Here is a 14,734-nt window from a genome sequence, read left to right on the forward strand (position 1 = left end):
CGGATGGAATGAAGACTACTTACTAAAGGTGCTTGATATAAAAGTGTGAGTTTGCCCTGAAGTAAATCCTGTACCATTTATTCTTTTGGGATACTTTTTGTAAGGGTTCTTATTATTTGTGCTAAAATTTAATGATCCAATAAAAAGTCAATAATATTCATTCTTATAATGCCATTGGTATTGGTTGAAGGTAATTGATCCATGGTGAGGATTTATTTGGGATAATTGTCTTTTATTTTTTCCAGTGCTCTGTATTCTCTTTTTATGGTCGATCCTGACTGCAGAAGATAACTAACTTTTATATAGATTTTTTCATTCGATTTCTCTGCGATAAAATCTATTTCCAAATCACCTAGTTTCCCTATGTGTATCTGGTAATTATCCCTTTTTAGTTTTATAAAGACTATATTTTCTAACATTCTAGCAATATCTTGTTCTTTATACCCAAACATGACATTTTTAAGAGATAAATCTCCTAAATAGTATTTCTCATAAAGCTCTAAAACCTTTTTCCTTTTCAAATCATAGCGTTGGACTTTGTGTATCATAAAGCTACTTTCGAGATGAAGAAGATAGTTTTGAATGGTATCACCTCCAATGGTTTTTTTTTCTGGCTTTTAAGATATTTACTTATTGAATTACTTGAAAAAACTTGTCCGATATTAATAAATACAAACTTTGTAATATCTTGAAAAAGCCTAATATTTCTTATTTGATTTCTACCTATTACATCTTTAACTAAAATGGTATTATATAGAGAGAAGATATATTGAAAACAAATTTCTTCGTTTAAACTAAAGTTATAAATGACTTGGAATCCTCCGAATTTGAGAAACAACTGAAACTCATCATTTCTATTCTGAGGCTCATTTTTATTAAATAGTTGAAATTCATCGAACCCTAATGAGTAGATGTTAACTTCAACATATCGTCCAGAAATATAGGTGCTAAGTTCTGATGATAGCAGATTTGAATTGGAGCCTGTTATATAAATATCATAAATTCCTTCAGCAAAAAAAGAGCTAATGGCTTTTTCCCATTGGTTAATTTCCTGTACTTCATCAATAAATAAGTATCTGGGTTTATTGTTATTCTTATAATATTCAGTAATAAACTTGGTTAAGTGTCTGTAAACTTGTATTTTATCAAATTCAAGTAATTCCTTATTGATATAGAGAATCTGTTCATTTATTATATTTAATTTTTGTAATTCAAGTATGATTTGTTTTGCATAATAGCTCTTACCTACTCTTCGCATTCCTGTAATAACTTTAATAACAGGCTTGTTGATGTAGGCTCTTATTTTATTTAGATAGCTTTCTCTAAGAATGATCTACAAATCCTACCAACCAGCCAATTTGTTTATCAACTCTCAGGGCCCAGCCTGTTTTTGAATAAACTTTGTAATTCTCGGTGGAGTCGGTGAGCATGAGGGTTTTTACTATTTCTTGATTCTCGATGCTAAATGGAAGCTCATTATTGAGGAGCCTTTTTAAGAAACTGATTTGTGCATTGGCTGAGATTCTGATATCACCTTGTAACCAAAAGTTGTCAATATTGGACCTATGATCTGATTTCCATATTGCGCTTTATCTATGTATTCTTGCATTTTACCTTCTCCCATTCGTCGGACCAACTCTTGATAAAACCAAAAACATGAAATTCCTAGAGCAGAATTCATACATTGGTCCTGATTCCATAATGGCCATCCTCTATCTTTCCCATCCCATTTTATGCTGTCGTAAATTCCATTCACTGCCTTTGTTTCTAAAGCAATAAGAGAGTTTAGGATTTTAAAAGTAAAAGCGGGTAGATAAGTAGAATCGCATCTTTTTTCATTGTAATATTGGAACTGTTGAGTTTTAGTATCATATAAAACCAGGCATCCGTTTATATTTGAATCATTAAAGAATTTTGCCCATTCTTCTTTTTCAAGTGTTTGTTGAGCGTTTGAAATTGAGGGGATGATAAATAAAGAAATAAGAAGTAATGGAAGTATGTTTCTCATATATTTAGGTTTTGATAAAATGTGAAGCTAAATTACTAGAATAAATGAAGATATTGATTCTTAAAATTGCTCGATCTAAAATATTTTATATCTTTGCTATATCTAAAAAGATTTATGTTAAGTACTAAAATGGAGCTGGTTGGGTAAATAGGTTTTGATGTTCTATCAAAGCTTATCCTTTAGATTTACTCTGATATATTCATATCAGGGTCACTTTTATATATAATATTTTAACGAATTTTGAGCCTGACAAAATAGAACATATTTCTAAAGTCAAGTGTTTGATTTAGAATGTTCGAGTTCAAGGCTTGCGAAGTCCTGAATAACAATAAATTTACTTTTGTAAATGTTTGTTTTCGGTGCAAGCGTAACGCAGAAATCGAACTTAATAGACAAACACTTAATAGTCATGCTCCATAATACAAAACATCATGAGTAATGATAATAAATCTATTCACGATTTCGATTTAAGTTTAATAGTCGAATATTATTCAAATACACCACAACAAGGGCCCGGAAGTCCTGAAACTACATTGAAAGTTTTAAGTTTCATTGATAATTTAACTGAGGATTCTAAGATTGTAGATATAGGATGCGGAACAGGCGGTCAGACCCAAGTATTGGCACAGTATGCTCCAGCACCTATTCTCGGGATCGATTTGTTTCCCGTTTTTATAGACCTATTTAATGAAAATGCAAATTCTTTAAATCTTCAAGACCAGATGAAAGGGATAGTTGGCTCTATGAATAAACTTCCTTTTCTTGATAAAGAAATAGACTTAATCTGGTCGGAAGGTGCCATCTATAATATTGGTTTTGAGAAAGGTTTAAAATACTGGAGAAGGTTTTTGAAAACTGGAGGATATATTGCTGTTTCTGAGGCTTCGTGGTTTACTGAGGAACGTCCAAAAGAGATCGAAGATTTCTGGAATGATGCTTACCCAGGAATAGACACTATAGCCAATAAGGTAGATCAAATGCAAAAAGTAGGATATAAAACCATTGCTGCATTTGCCATACCAGATAGTTGCTGGATAGACAATTTCTATGCACCTCAAGTGAAAATTCAAGAGGATTTCTTAATCAAAAAATCAGGAAATAAAGCAGCAGAAGGTTTTATTGCCAACCAAAGGCATGAAACAGACTTGTATCGCAAGTATAAAGACTATTATGGTTATGTATTTTATATTGGAAAGAAAATATAAAGCATTCAATTAGAATTAGAACAATGGGGTGGTCTTTAAATAGAGGCTACCCTTTTTTTTGCTAAAAATAGAACATGGATGACACGGATTAAGCAGATTCTCACGGATTAATTATACCTAATTTCTTTATGCCTTTGCGGCCTCGCGTGCCAATTATTACATGTTTTTAATAGAAAATAGATTAAGAATAAACAGATTGAAACCACAAATTATTCTAAAATATTCCTAATTTCGTCAGCATTAAAATAGACGTCATCAATGGAAAAGAAAACTGCATTAATACTAGAAGGAGGAGGTTTTAGAGCCATGTTTAGTGCCGGAATACTAGAAGTGTTCTTGGAGAAACAATTGTCCTTTGAAACGGTGTATGGAGTTTCGGCTGGTGCTGCTTATGGAGTGTCTTATATCTCAAAACAAATAGGGAGGAATATCGAGGTGAACGAGATGATTGGTGACAAGAGATATTGTAGTTGGAATAATTTAATTCGTCAAGGAACCATGTTTTCATGGGATTTTATTTATGAAGAAATTCCACAACATATCATCCCTTTTGATTATGAGGAGTTGATGAATTCGCCAAGCCAGTTTTATGTAGGTACTAGTAATTGTGAGACTGGAAATCCAGAGTTTTTTCTTTTAAACAATGCTGATAAGAAAGAGTTCAAAACTATATTGGCTGCCAGTGGTTCGCTACCATTTATTGCTCCTATGGTCCATTACGACAGTAAAATTTTAATGGATGGAGGTTTATCCGATTCAGTTCCTTTTGAGCATGCTTTAAATAATGGAAACGATAGGGCAGTGGTGATATTAACCCAGCCAAAAGAATATTTCAAAAAGCCAATGAAGTATGCTTCTTTCTTAAAGTGGTATTATCGGAAATTCCCTAAGGTATATGAAATGCTAGTCACCAGAGCAGAAAGATATAACGAATCGATGTTTAAATTAGAGCAACTTGAAAAGCAAGGCGTGGTGTATATTATTCGACCACCAAAAGCAATGGATATAGATAGAATAGAAAATAATCCACAAAAGACTGCAGTTATTTATCATGCGGCCATGGAGCAAGGTAATTTGGAGTTTTCTGCTCTTTGGGAGTGGCTTAATAGGAAGTAAAAGAGGAACACGAATTACACAGGTCAGGCGGATTAACACGAATGTCCAAGGTTAAATAGCCTCCTATTAGATTAAGACTAATTTCTTTGCGTCTTTGCGACTCTGCGTGATAAATTCTTTTTGTTTTCCACCTTAATTTTTACCTCAAAACCCGAACCCCGACAATAAGAACATCCTCCAAAGGTCTATCCATAGCATCAGTTGAAACAGCAGCAATCAAATCCACTATTTCGAATCCACTAATCACTTCACCAAATACGGTGTAGTTTTGGTCGAGGTGTGGTGTGCCGCCTTTTGTTTTGTAAATTTCTCTTTGATATTCTGGGATTTTATAAAGCTCAAATTGGCCTTTTGCTAATTCCTTTAGACTGTCGTTATATTGAAAATAGAGTTCCATATTTCCCTCGTCCATCGCTTTTGCTAAGGCATCTGATAAGGATTTGTTTTCTGGAAGATTTCTGGCGGCATTTACGGCTAAGTTCTCATTAATACGATCCTCAGCTTTTTGGAGGAGGCTATCATTAAAAACTTTTCCCTGAACAATATAAAACTGCATGGCGCTGGAAGCTCTTTTCAGGTTTCCATCTCTAGCAGCAGCCAAAACCCCTTTTTTATGAAACAGATCAGGGTGGAATTCAGCATCTACCATATAGGGTAAATCTCCATTTCCTAGAGTATCACCCGCTTTGGCAAACTTGCTATCAGGGTCGCCACCTTGTATCATAAAATTCTCAATCACTCTATGAAATAAAAGGCTATCGAAAGCTCCATCTTTAGCCAGTTTTGCAAAATTATCACGATGTTTAGGGGTCTCATTATATAATTCCAAGACTATTATCCCTTTGTTGGTAGTCATTTCTATTTGAATACGATTCTTCGTTTTTTCTATTGGAGCTTCCGTATTTCTACAAGCCCAAAAACTAAGACTGATGAGGATTAGGAGGATGCTGTTTTTTATTTTCATGATGTGAGGTTTATATGCAGATTTTACTTTTTGTAAAGATATTAATTCTATGGAAAGTATCCAGGAAGTATGTTTTATATCCATTGGTTTCTCTGTGAAACTTTGAGTTTTCTTTGTGCAAACTGTCAAATACCTACATTCTATTAGAACAGGTAGAATATAAAAAAGTAGCTTAGTAGAAAGATTAACTTAATTGAAAAAGATTTCATTATACTGAAAATATATATAGAAAAGCAAAAATCTTTTCATTATAAATATTGTTAAATAGATGATGTATTTTGATTTATCACCTGGCATTTGTTATTTGGAACCTTCTTAATCATTGTAAAATATCCAACACCAAGTGTAAAATATTTTTACAAGTTAAAGCCCTGCTTATGCCAATAAATGAATGTAAGTAATAGTATATCAGTGTGTAGTGATTTTTGGCATAAGGATTGAAAACAAATCAGTAACGACAATGATTTGTATTATAACAACAGACAATAAAATGTATAGAATAACAATATTTTTCGAGAATGCTTGGTGGTTCATTCTAGCGTCATTTATATTGACGCTTTTATGGCCCACTTCTCAAATTCAGGCTCAAGAGTCATGGAAGATTAGCGATTGCATAGACTATGCCATGGAGAACAACTTGGATTTGAATATGAAATATAATAATATTGAAAGTCAGGAAGTGAGTCTTAAGGAAAGCAAAGCGAATATATTGCCTAATCTGAATTTTGGTAGCAACTTGGAATTAAACTTTGGTAGGAACGTAGATGGAAACGATAATTCTGTAACCTACGATCCTACTTTGTCTCAAAATTACTACCTCAACTCCTCCTTTACTTTGTTTCAGGGGATGGTGAAGAAAAATGGTATTCGCTTTAGCAAATATCTCCTCAAAGCATCGGAGCAAGGCGCAGAAGTGGAAAAGAATCAGTTGGTATTTAAAATCCTAAGCTCTTATTATACCGTACTTTATTCTCAAGGATTAAGAGATGTGGCAGAGAGTCAGGTGGGTTTGTCGAAGATGCAATTTGACCGCATGCAGAAGTTAGTAGAAGTAGGTAAGGAATCTCCCATCACTGCTCAAGACCTCGAAAGCCAATGGGCCAGTGATAGGTTGAGCCTCACCAAAGCACAGAATCAATATAATAAAACCATTTTGGAACTTAAGCAATTATTACGATTGAAAGTGGAGCAGTCCTTTGCTATTGATACAAACACCACCCAAGAATTGATTCTGAATGCCAGCAATAATGTAGATTCTATTTTTATTAGAGCTAAAGATATTCTTCCACAACTAAAACAACAGCAAATGTTATTAGGAGCTTCTGAAAAGAACTTGGCCATTGCCAAAGGAGGAGTCTATCCGAGTTTAAATATGAATGCAGGATATAGCACTGGTTTTTATGATCAGAATAGTCTCACTTACGGCAAGCAGTTGGAAGAAAACCAAAATCAATGGGTGGGGCTGAGCTTGAGAGTCCCTATTTATAACCGAGCTGTGGTATCATCCGATATCAAACGAAAGCGAATCGCTCTTAAAGATCAGAAGCTATTATTTGAGAAACAGAAAGAGGCTTTATATATAGAAATATGGAATGCCATAGAGGATTTACAGTCGGCAGAAAAAGAATATCAATCTTCACAAGAGTTACACGATTTTAGTGAGTTGAGTTTAAAAAATGTTACCAAAAAACTAGAAAAGGGTTTGGCCAATACCACAGAGTTTGAAACAGCCAAGCAGCGATATATTTCAGCACAGGCTAATCTGTTAAAATCAAAACTAGTATATGTGATGCGTTATCAGATGCTCACTTTCTATCAGACGGCTAATTGGAATCATTTGTATTAATTAGTTAATAGCTAACAACTAATAGTTAATAGTTAACAGTGAATAGAGAAAATAAATAATGATAAATACTTTTTAAAATTGCCTAAGACGAGGCTTGCGACATTTTTTTAAGCCGATTTTACTTTTGTAAATGAGAATAAAAAAAATGGAGTATAACGAAGTATTAGGGAATTATTTAAAAGAATACGATAGAAAAAACATAAGAAAACAGCTTTGAATAATAAGAGTTAATTCAAGGTTGAGAAAATAGATAAATAACAAAATAATTAATGACCAATACTTTTTAAAATTGCCTAAGACGAGGCTTGCGACATTTTTTTAAGCCGATTTTACTTTTGTAAATGAGAATAAAAAAAATGGAGTATAACGAAGTATTAGGGAATTATTTAAAAGAATACTTTAGAAAAATCGAATCATGGATGTAAAAATAGAAAAGAAAAAAGGTCTGAAAAAAAAGCACATCATTATTGGAGTTGCAGGAGCATTATTCCTCACCTTGATATATTTTGCATTTTTCGCAACAAATTTATCCACCTATAGAGCCGATAAAGAAAAGCTGAGCATAGCGAAAGTAGAGGAGGGTATCTTTCACGATTATATCACCGTTAGTGGAAATGTTCATCCCATATCAACCATTTATTTAGATGCACGAGAAGGCGGTAGAGTAGAGGAGAAGGTAGCTGAAGAAGGTCAGATGGTGAAAAAAGGTGATGTGATACTTCGAATGAGTAATATGGATCTCAGCTTGAGCATTCTCAATAGTGAAGCCCAATTGGCCGAGAAGAGTAACTTTCTCAGGAATACCATGGTGGTTATGGAACAAGAGAAGCTTCAAATTAAAAGAGAATTACTGAACTTGGAGTTCGACATCATTAGAAAGAAGAGAACTTATGATCAGAATAAAAGCTTAATAGCCGATAACTTGATTTCCCAAGAGGAATACATCATCTCGGAGGAGGATTATCAATTTGCTAAGCGCAGTTACGATTTATATATGGAGCGCCAGAGTCAAGATTCTATCTACCGTTCTATTCAGGTGAAGCAAATGGAAGGTAATTTGCAAAATATGGAGTTGAACCTTAAATTGGTTCGTCAACGCCAAGATCAGTTAAATGTGAAATCGCCTATTGATGGACAGCTTACTGTTCTAGATGCTGAATTGGGACAATCTATTCCTAAAGGTAGCAGATTAGGTCAGATTGATGTGCTGGCTTCCTTTAAAGTGGTGGCCGAAATTGATGAGCATTATATTGATAAAGTAAGAGTAGGTTTATCAGCCATATTGGAACGCCAAGGACAAGAGTATGAGTTGACCATCAGAAAGGTATTTCCAGATGTAAGAAGCGGTCGCTTTTCTGTGGAATTGGTTTTTACTGGGGAGTCTCCTACAAATATGCGTACGGGTCAAACCTATTACTCTCGTCTACAACTGGGGAATCCTAAAAATGCTATGCTTTTACCCAAAGGATCCTTCTTCCAGAAAACTGGCGGACAATGGATATTTGTTTTAGCGGAGGATGGTCATTCAGCCGAAAAGCGCTATATCAAGATTGGTAATCAGAATCCTCAATATTACGAAGTTCTAGAAGGTCTACAAGCTGGTGAGCAGGTGATAGTATCGGGCTACGATAGCTTTGGTGAAAGTGAAAGAATAATATTCTAAGCATATTAAAAATAAACTATGAAATCACTATTTCACATACTCGGAACTCTTTCCATGATGCTAATGTCCATACTTTCCGACAGTCCAGGGGATACTTGTGTTAACCAGGCGCTTGAGCTAGATCAGCAGCAATTGGAGCATATTGGCTTTGAGTTTAGGGGTAGTGATATCTTGTTTCAATTCTCTATTGACGATTTACAACAAAAGTTTCATTTAGACAATGGAGAACATTGGACATCAATAGATAGAGTTGATATGGAGGAAAATATGGAGGAGTTTAATGCCAATAGAACCTATCTTCCTGTAGCCATTTTAAATGATGAATGTGAAATGATATACTCCTCTAGCCTCATCAAAAAGAAACGCATAGTATTACCAATTTTGGTTAATTCTATAAGTGAAACTGGAAGCAAAGCTTTTGTCTACCTCTTTCTTTATAATCAAGATTTAGCTCAGCTTTTACCAGAAGATATAGATATAAATGATTATATACTCAATACTTCAGAATAATAAAATCAATAAAAGAAAATGAACGAGTTTAATATAAAGCCATTTGTTGGCAAAGTAGTACTGCAGTCTAAAGAAATCCAATTGAGGTTTTGAGGTTTGAGTGAGAGTGAAAATGATAGAGGGGGAGTTTCTTTGCGACTTTGAGGTATTGATTGAAATTTAATGAGCTAGCGAACTAGAGATAGGGAGACTTGGCGAATGAAGAAATGAAAGAATGAACAATCTATTAAAACATTAAATCTTATGAAGAATAAAAGAAAGGTAAAATAATGTTTAAAACATTGCTTAAATCCATTTGGAATCATATAAGTCAGAATAAAACCTATTCAGTAATTAATATAGGTGGTTTAGCTATTGGTATAGGATGTAGCTTGGTCATCTATAAAATTATTGCTTACGAATCTAGTTTCGATAGCTATCATCAGAATTATGAAAATGTATACCGTTTAATTAATGAATACAAAATACCTACAATAGGAATTAAATACGGGGAAGCTCAGGTGCATCCTGTTGGAAGTGCTATAAGAAATGATTTTCCAGGAATAGATGCCCTAATGACTTTTTATGCTGGCAAAGGTCAGATTAATGTAGAGCATGAAAATGGAAGCATTCAGAAGTACCAAGAAGAAACGGGCTTGGTTTATGCAGAACCTAATATCTTTGAGTTTTTCGATTTTAATTTCTTAGCCGGTAATCCTTCAAATGCTCTAGATAATAAAGGAAGTGTGGTGATTAGTTCTTCGCTAGCACAGAAGTATTTTGGTTTATCAGCTCAAGAAGTTAGTCAAGCACTTAATCAAACACTCATTATAAATAATGCAGGTGCATTACAAATTACTGGAGTGATATCAGATCCACCAAAAAACACAGATCTTCCTTTCTCAATTATTGCAAACTATAAAGATCAGCCTCTATCAAATCCCTATTTTAAAGGTGGAATAGATTGGCAAGAAGGTAATTCGGCAACTAATTGTTATTTACTTTTACCTCAAAACGTATCTCCAAAAACATTTGAGAATCAGCTTTTGGCATTCTATGATAAGTATAATAAGAAGAACAATACCCTTGAGCAAAAATATGTTTTACAGCCTCTTTCTGAATTGCATTCGAGTACTTGCAATAATTATAGTAATCGACAAGTTCCCCACAAAAATCTATTGATTCTTGGTGTTATCGGTTTGTTTCTGATCATTGTGGCTGCGATAAACTTCATTAACCTTTCTGTTGTTCAGGCTACAAAAAGGTTTAAAGAAATCGGGATTAAGAAAATACTTGGAGAAAGCAAAAGGCAATCGAGTATACAGTTTCTGATAGAGTCCATTGTTGTCACATTTATTGCAGCATTTATTGGATTATTCATTGCCCATTTCCTGTTTATTTACCTTGAAAGCGTTATTGGGTATCGATTACATTTAAACCTATTAATGGATCCCAGCATCTTTATTTATTTAATACTGGTGGCCATCATTATTGGAATTTTATCTGGTTTATATCCATCTACAATTATAGCTGGAATGAGTCCTAATGTTGCCCTAAAAAGTTCGTTTAATGTAAAAAACTCTTCTTCCTTCTTATCACTAAGGAGTACATTGCTTATCATTCAGTTCTGCATTTCGCTAGTCTTAATTATCGGGACTCTAGTGATGAACCAACAATTAAACTACTTCATGACTAAAGATTTAGGCTTTAGTAAAGAAGCTATTCTTTTAGTCACCTTACCCGATTCAAATTCGGAGAAACGACAATTATTAAAAGAAAAACTTAAAAAGCATCCTGAATTTGAAATGGTGAGCTATGGAACTCGCAGTCCTTTGGCAGATTGGAGAGTGAATTCTTTTATCAATCACCCATCTATTGAAAAAGATGAGCATTTCGCAAATTTGAAAACGGCAGATGTAGATTATCTGAATTTATTTGAACTAAAATTAATAGCAGGTGAAAATTATTCACAGGTTAAAAATAATGGTGATGTTATTGTCAATAGACAACTTGCAAAACTTCTTGGGTTTAACGATCCTCAGCAGGCATTAGGTGAGCGGTTTGGGTTTGGTAATAATGGCACGGTATTTAATATCGTTGCTGTAGTTGAGAATTTCCACGCACAATCATTACATAAGAGTATGGAGAATGTCATTTTCTCCAATCTGAGCTTTAATATCAATGAAATGGCCATTAAAATGAACCCCAATGTTTTGAGTTTAAATGCTTATCAGGAATCAATAAAAAAAGTGGAAAAAGAGTGGGATGAAATCTTCCCAGATGATATCATGAATTTTCGTTTTTTCGATGATAAAATCGCCTCCTTATATCAAGAGGAGGAAAATACATCAAAGCTTATCCAACTTTTTGCAATGGTTGCCATTTTGATAGGAAGTCTCGGGTTGTTTGGACTGATTTCTTATATCATCAGCCAAAAGACAAAAGAAATAGGTATTCGAAAAGTAAATGGGGCTACCATACTTGAGATTGTCAGATTGTTAAACTGGAGTTTTGTAAAATGGATATTGGTAGCCTTTGTGATTGCAGCACCTCTTTCCTATTATTTGATGAATAAATGGTTGGAAAATTTCGCTTACAGGATTGATTTAGGCTGGTGGGTATTTGCCGTTGCAGGATTTATTGCCCTTGCCATTTCATTGCTGACAGTGAGCTGGCAAAGTTATACAGCAGCCCGTAGAAATCCAGTGGATGCTTTGAGACATGAGTAGGTCGGAAGTTAGAAGTTGGAAGTTGGAAGTTGGAAGTTGGAAGTGAGGAGTAAAAGTGTTTTTAATAAAAATGATAGAATAAAGAAATTGCAAGACAAAACCTTTTTAAAAATTGTCTTAGACGAGGCTTTCGAGGTTTTTTAATGACGATTTTACTAATTGTAAATGAGAAAGTAAAAAATGGAGAGTAACGAAGTATAAGGCAATTATTTAAATGATTAAATAGAATAAACAAAAAAAATGAACATAGGAAAAATCATCAGAAGAATTAAAAAGAACAAACTTTGGTTCGGACTCAATGTCTTGGGGCTTTCAGTAGCATTTGCTTGCTTATTATTGGTTTATTCCTTTGTGAGTATGGAATTGAGCTATGATAAATTTCATTCCAATTCTGATAGGATTTATCGCTTGACTTCTAATAGTAACACAGGTGCAAGTTCTATGGTTGATGCACGCACACAGACCCATTTAAGCTATAAGTTGAATGAGGAACTTCCACAAGTAGAGGAAGTGCTAAGACTTACTTCCTTTCGAAATGCCATTATATCTATTGAGGATAATTCTTTCTATTCAAAGAAGGTATATGCCGTTGATTCTTCTTTCTTCCAGATTTTTGACTTTGAATTATTAGTAGGAGATGCCGAAAATATTTTTAATCATCCTAAGCATGTAGTCATAACAGAGCGTTTTGCAAAAACACATTTTGGGCATACTGATGTTATAGGAGAAAAAATATTTATTGTTCATCAGCGGGATGTGAAAAAATTTGAGTTTACTATTCAAGGAGTTTTAAAAGACCCACCTTCAAATTCACATTTTAACTTCGATATTTTGACCTCCAGAGAAGAGGACATTAGGAATACTCTTGATTATACCTATTTATTATTGGCTCCCGAAACCAACACCGATGAGCTACTACAAGAAATACAAGCCAAATGGGATGAGAAACATGAAGGAAATGATTATCAACCTCTTGCTGATTTACAGGCTCTTACTCGTATTCATTTGCACAGTCATAAATCCAGAGAATTGGAAAAGAACAGTAGCTTTCAGTCTATCCTCCTTCTTCTATCCAGCATATTAATCATTATGCTTATAGCATTTATCAACTACTCCAATCTGAATTTCGTTCAGTTTATTTCCGATATAAAAACCCATAAAATCAAGCTGATTAATGGAGCAAAAAAAAGGAATGTTTTATTTGATACTATTAAAGAAACAATAATACTGAATATCATAATTATCGCACTCTCCTTCTTTTTGGCTCAGCAATTTTCTTCCTATTATCATTTTTTATCATTTTTCAATTTAACGGTACTTGAAATTATTTTTTTGCTTTTAGGATTTGCCCTATTGGTCATCCTGAATTCTATTTGGCCATTATTAGTGAATAAAATTTCTATAGGAGCCTATATGGATATGCTAAAGCAAAAGTCATCATATAAGGTATTTGTGATTTTGCAGTTGGCATTAACTATGATTTCACTGAGCTCCATTTTAATTTTGCATAAACAACTCAATCATATCAATAGCCTTCATCCCGATGCCGAGAGTATGGACATGGTGGTTATTCCTGAAAACCCATGGGATGTAGTGAGTAATTACGAAGTTTTTAAGGAAAAACTAAAACAGCATCCTGAAATAATAGATGTTACTTCTGTAATGGAAGAGCCAGCTGGCATGGTGACTGATAATTTCCCATACGAGATTGAAGGAAAGGAAAAAATTCCTAATTCAACTTTAAATATTTTGTGTGTAGACTCAAATTTCTTCTCCTTTCTTGATATTAATGCCATCGCTGGGAAAGCTAGTTTTGGGCAAACCAGTAGCATGGAATGGGAGCAAAAAGCACTTCGCTTGTGGCAATTATCATTGAGCGAACAAGAAATACCAAAGGAATTGGAAGATGAAGTAAGCATCCATCATTCAAAATATATTATTAATAAAACGGCCTTAAAGCATATGGGTTTTGAGAACCCAGAGGACGCCATAGGTCAAAACTTTAGATTTGAACACATGGAGCCACTATTCCCTTTTGGACCCATTATAGGTGTAGTGGAAGATTTTCATTATACCAATTTGTATGCTAAAGAAAAGCCAATGGTCATGGTCTCCAGAAAGGTGTTTAGTTCCAATTTCCTTATAAGAATTGAACTGAAAAACAGGAATAAGGCATTGAAAATTATTAATGAAGTTTGGACAGAAGTAAATCCTGATAAACCATTTGCCTATGAATTTGCCAGTGATAGCTATGAGAAGGTATATGAGAAAGAATATACAATCACCAAGGTACTTTCTCTATTCACTATTGTTTCCTTGATTTTATCTGGATTGGGACTCTTTGCTATGGTATCATTTAATCTAGCCAGAAGAAAAAAAGAAATAGGCTTGAGAAAAATCAATGGTGCTAAGGTGAGTGAGATACTATCCTTGTTATTTAAATCATACAGTTCATGGGTGTTCATTGCCTTTATTTTGGCAACACCGATATCCTATATGCTTATGAACAAGTGGTTAGAAGGCTTTGCCTATAAAACGAATCTTGATGTTAGCATTTTCATTTTAGCAGGATTGATAACCCTTTGTTTTTCCTTTTTAATAGTGGCTTGGAAAAGCTATAAAAGTGCTAGAAGAAATCCGGCGGAATCTATTCGTTATGAGTGAGAAGTGAGAAGTGAGAAGTGAGAAGTGAGAAGTGAGAAGTGAGAAGTGAG

Annotated in this window: 12 protein-coding genes; 7 read left to right on the plus strand and 5 right to left on the minus strand. The window is 34.1% G+C overall.

All coding sequences use genetic code 11. The annotated features are described in order from the left end of the window. Positions 1–212: 212 nt before the first annotated feature. The 4 genes from HNS38_RS20295 to HNS38_RS18290 are packed head-to-tail and all read right to left on the minus strand — an operon-like array spanning position 213 to position 2,008. Positions 213–548, minus strand: a complete 336-nt coding sequence (locus tag HNS38_RS20295) for an ATP-binding protein (RefSeq protein ID WP_172284089.1) — start codon at positions 546–548, stop codon at positions 213–215. After that, positions 545–1,333 carry an ATP-binding protein gene (locus tag HNS38_RS20300; protein WP_371823821.1) on the minus strand — a complete coding sequence of 263 codons (789 nt, stop codon included), beginning with the start codon at positions 1,331–1,333 and terminating at the stop codon, positions 545–547. The genes HNS38_RS20295 and HNS38_RS20300 overlap by 4 nt, the downstream gene beginning before the upstream one ends. Beyond that, entirely contained in the window at positions 1,323–1,583 is a 261-nt protein-coding gene (locus HNS38_RS21280; RefSeq protein WP_172284120.1) for a penicillin-binding transpeptidase domain-containing protein, read from the minus strand. The genes HNS38_RS20300 and HNS38_RS21280 overlap by 11 nt, the downstream gene beginning before the upstream one ends. Further along, a complete protein-coding gene (locus HNS38_RS18290) occupies positions 1,493–2,008 on the minus strand; it encodes a penicillin-binding transpeptidase domain-containing protein (protein ID WP_172284094.1) in 516 nt (171 codons plus the stop codon). The genes HNS38_RS21280 and HNS38_RS18290 overlap by 91 nt, the downstream gene beginning before the upstream one ends. A gap of 431 nt (positions 2,009–2,439) precedes the next feature. On the opposite strand from HNS38_RS18290, the gene HNS38_RS18295 reads away from it, so the two are divergent. After that, positions 2,440–3,213 (plus strand): class I SAM-dependent methyltransferase, encoded by a 774-nt coding sequence (locus tag HNS38_RS18295; RefSeq protein ID WP_172284096.1) that lies wholly within the window; start codon positions 2,440–2,442, stop codon positions 3,211–3,213. A gap of 258 nt (positions 3,214–3,471) precedes the next feature. Continuing rightward, on the plus strand, positions 3,472–4,329 hold the full coding sequence (locus tag HNS38_RS18300; protein ID WP_172284098.1) for a patatin family protein: 858 nt from the start codon (positions 3,472–3,474) through the stop codon (positions 4,327–4,329). 139 nt (positions 4,330–4,468) lie between these two features. Here HNS38_RS18300 and HNS38_RS18305 read toward each other — a convergent pair whose 3' ends face one another. After that, entirely contained in the window at positions 4,469–5,293 is an 825-nt protein-coding gene (locus tag HNS38_RS18305) for a peptidylprolyl isomerase (RefSeq protein ID WP_172346858.1), read from the minus strand. A gap of 490 nt (positions 5,294–5,783) precedes the next feature. Between HNS38_RS18305 and HNS38_RS18310 the strand changes: the two genes are divergently transcribed. The 5 genes from HNS38_RS18310 (at position 5,784) to HNS38_RS18330 (ending at position 14,684) form a co-directional block, all read left to right on the plus strand. Next, positions 5,784–7,139: a TolC family protein gene (locus HNS38_RS18310; RefSeq protein ID WP_172346859.1), complete on the plus strand. Its 1,356-nt coding sequence runs from the start codon at positions 5,784–5,786 to the stop codon at positions 7,137–7,139. 415 nt (positions 7,140–7,554) lie between these two features. Next, complete coding sequence (locus HNS38_RS18315; protein WP_172346860.1) at positions 7,555–8,802, plus strand: efflux RND transporter periplasmic adaptor subunit; 1,248 nt, start codon at positions 7,555–7,557, stop codon at positions 8,800–8,802. An 18-nt stretch (positions 8,803–8,820) separates the two neighbouring features. Then, positions 8,821–9,312, plus strand: coding sequence for a hypothetical protein (locus HNS38_RS18320; RefSeq protein ID WP_172346861.1), 492 nt, complete (start codon positions 8,821–8,823; stop codon positions 9,310–9,312). Positions 9,313–9,581: 269 nt separating this feature from the next. Continuing rightward, positions 9,582–12,020: an FtsX-like permease family protein gene (locus HNS38_RS18325; RefSeq protein WP_172284109.1), complete on the plus strand. Its 2,439-nt coding sequence runs from the start codon at positions 9,582–9,584 to the stop codon at positions 12,018–12,020. Positions 12,021–12,260: 240 nt separating this feature from the next. Further along, the gene (locus HNS38_RS18330) at positions 12,261–14,684 is read left to right on the plus strand and encodes an ABC transporter permease (protein WP_172284111.1); all 2,424 of its coding nucleotides are present in this window, start codon (positions 12,261–12,263) and stop codon (positions 14,682–14,684) included. Positions 14,685–14,734: the final 50 nt, after the last annotated feature.

It is taken from the genome of Lentimicrobium sp. L6 (assembly GCF_013166655.1).
In the GTDB taxonomy this organism is placed as follows: Bacteria; Bacteroidota; Bacteroidia; order Bacteroidales; family UBA12170; genus UBA12170.

Coding starts and splice junctions, on each gene's coding strand:
- HNS38_RS18290 (WP_172284094.1), bottom strand. CDS start 2,008: ATGAGAAACATACTTCCATTACTTCTTATTTCTTTATTTATCATCCCC.
- HNS38_RS20295 (WP_172284089.1), bottom strand. CDS start 548: ATGATACACAAAGTCCAACGCTATGATTTGAAAAGGAAAAAGGTTTTA.
- HNS38_RS18300 (WP_172284098.1), top strand. CDS start 3,472: ATGGAAAAGAAAACTGCATTAATACTAGAAGGAGGAGGTTTTAGAGCC.
- HNS38_RS18325 (WP_172284109.1), top strand. CDS start 9,582: ATGTTTAAAACATTGCTTAAATCCATTTGGAATCATATAAGTCAGAAT.
- HNS38_RS18295 (WP_172284096.1), top strand. CDS start 2,440: ATGAGTAATGATAATAAATCTATTCACGATTTCGATTTAAGTTTAATA.
- HNS38_RS18330 (WP_172284111.1), top strand. CDS start 12,261: ATGAACATAGGAAAAATCATCAGAAGAATTAAAAAGAACAAACTTTGG.
- HNS38_RS18320 (WP_172346861.1), top strand. CDS start 8,821: ATGAAATCACTATTTCACATACTCGGAACTCTTTCCATGATGCTAATG.
- HNS38_RS18315 (WP_172346860.1), top strand. CDS start 7,555: ATGGATGTAAAAATAGAAAAGAAAAAAGGTCTGAAAAAAAAGCACATC.
- HNS38_RS18310 (WP_172346859.1), top strand. CDS start 5,784: ATGTATAGAATAACAATATTTTTCGAGAATGCTTGGTGGTTCATTCTA.
- HNS38_RS18305 (WP_172346858.1), bottom strand. CDS start 5,293: ATGAAAATAAAAAACAGCATCCTCCTAATCCTCATCAGTCTTAGTTTT.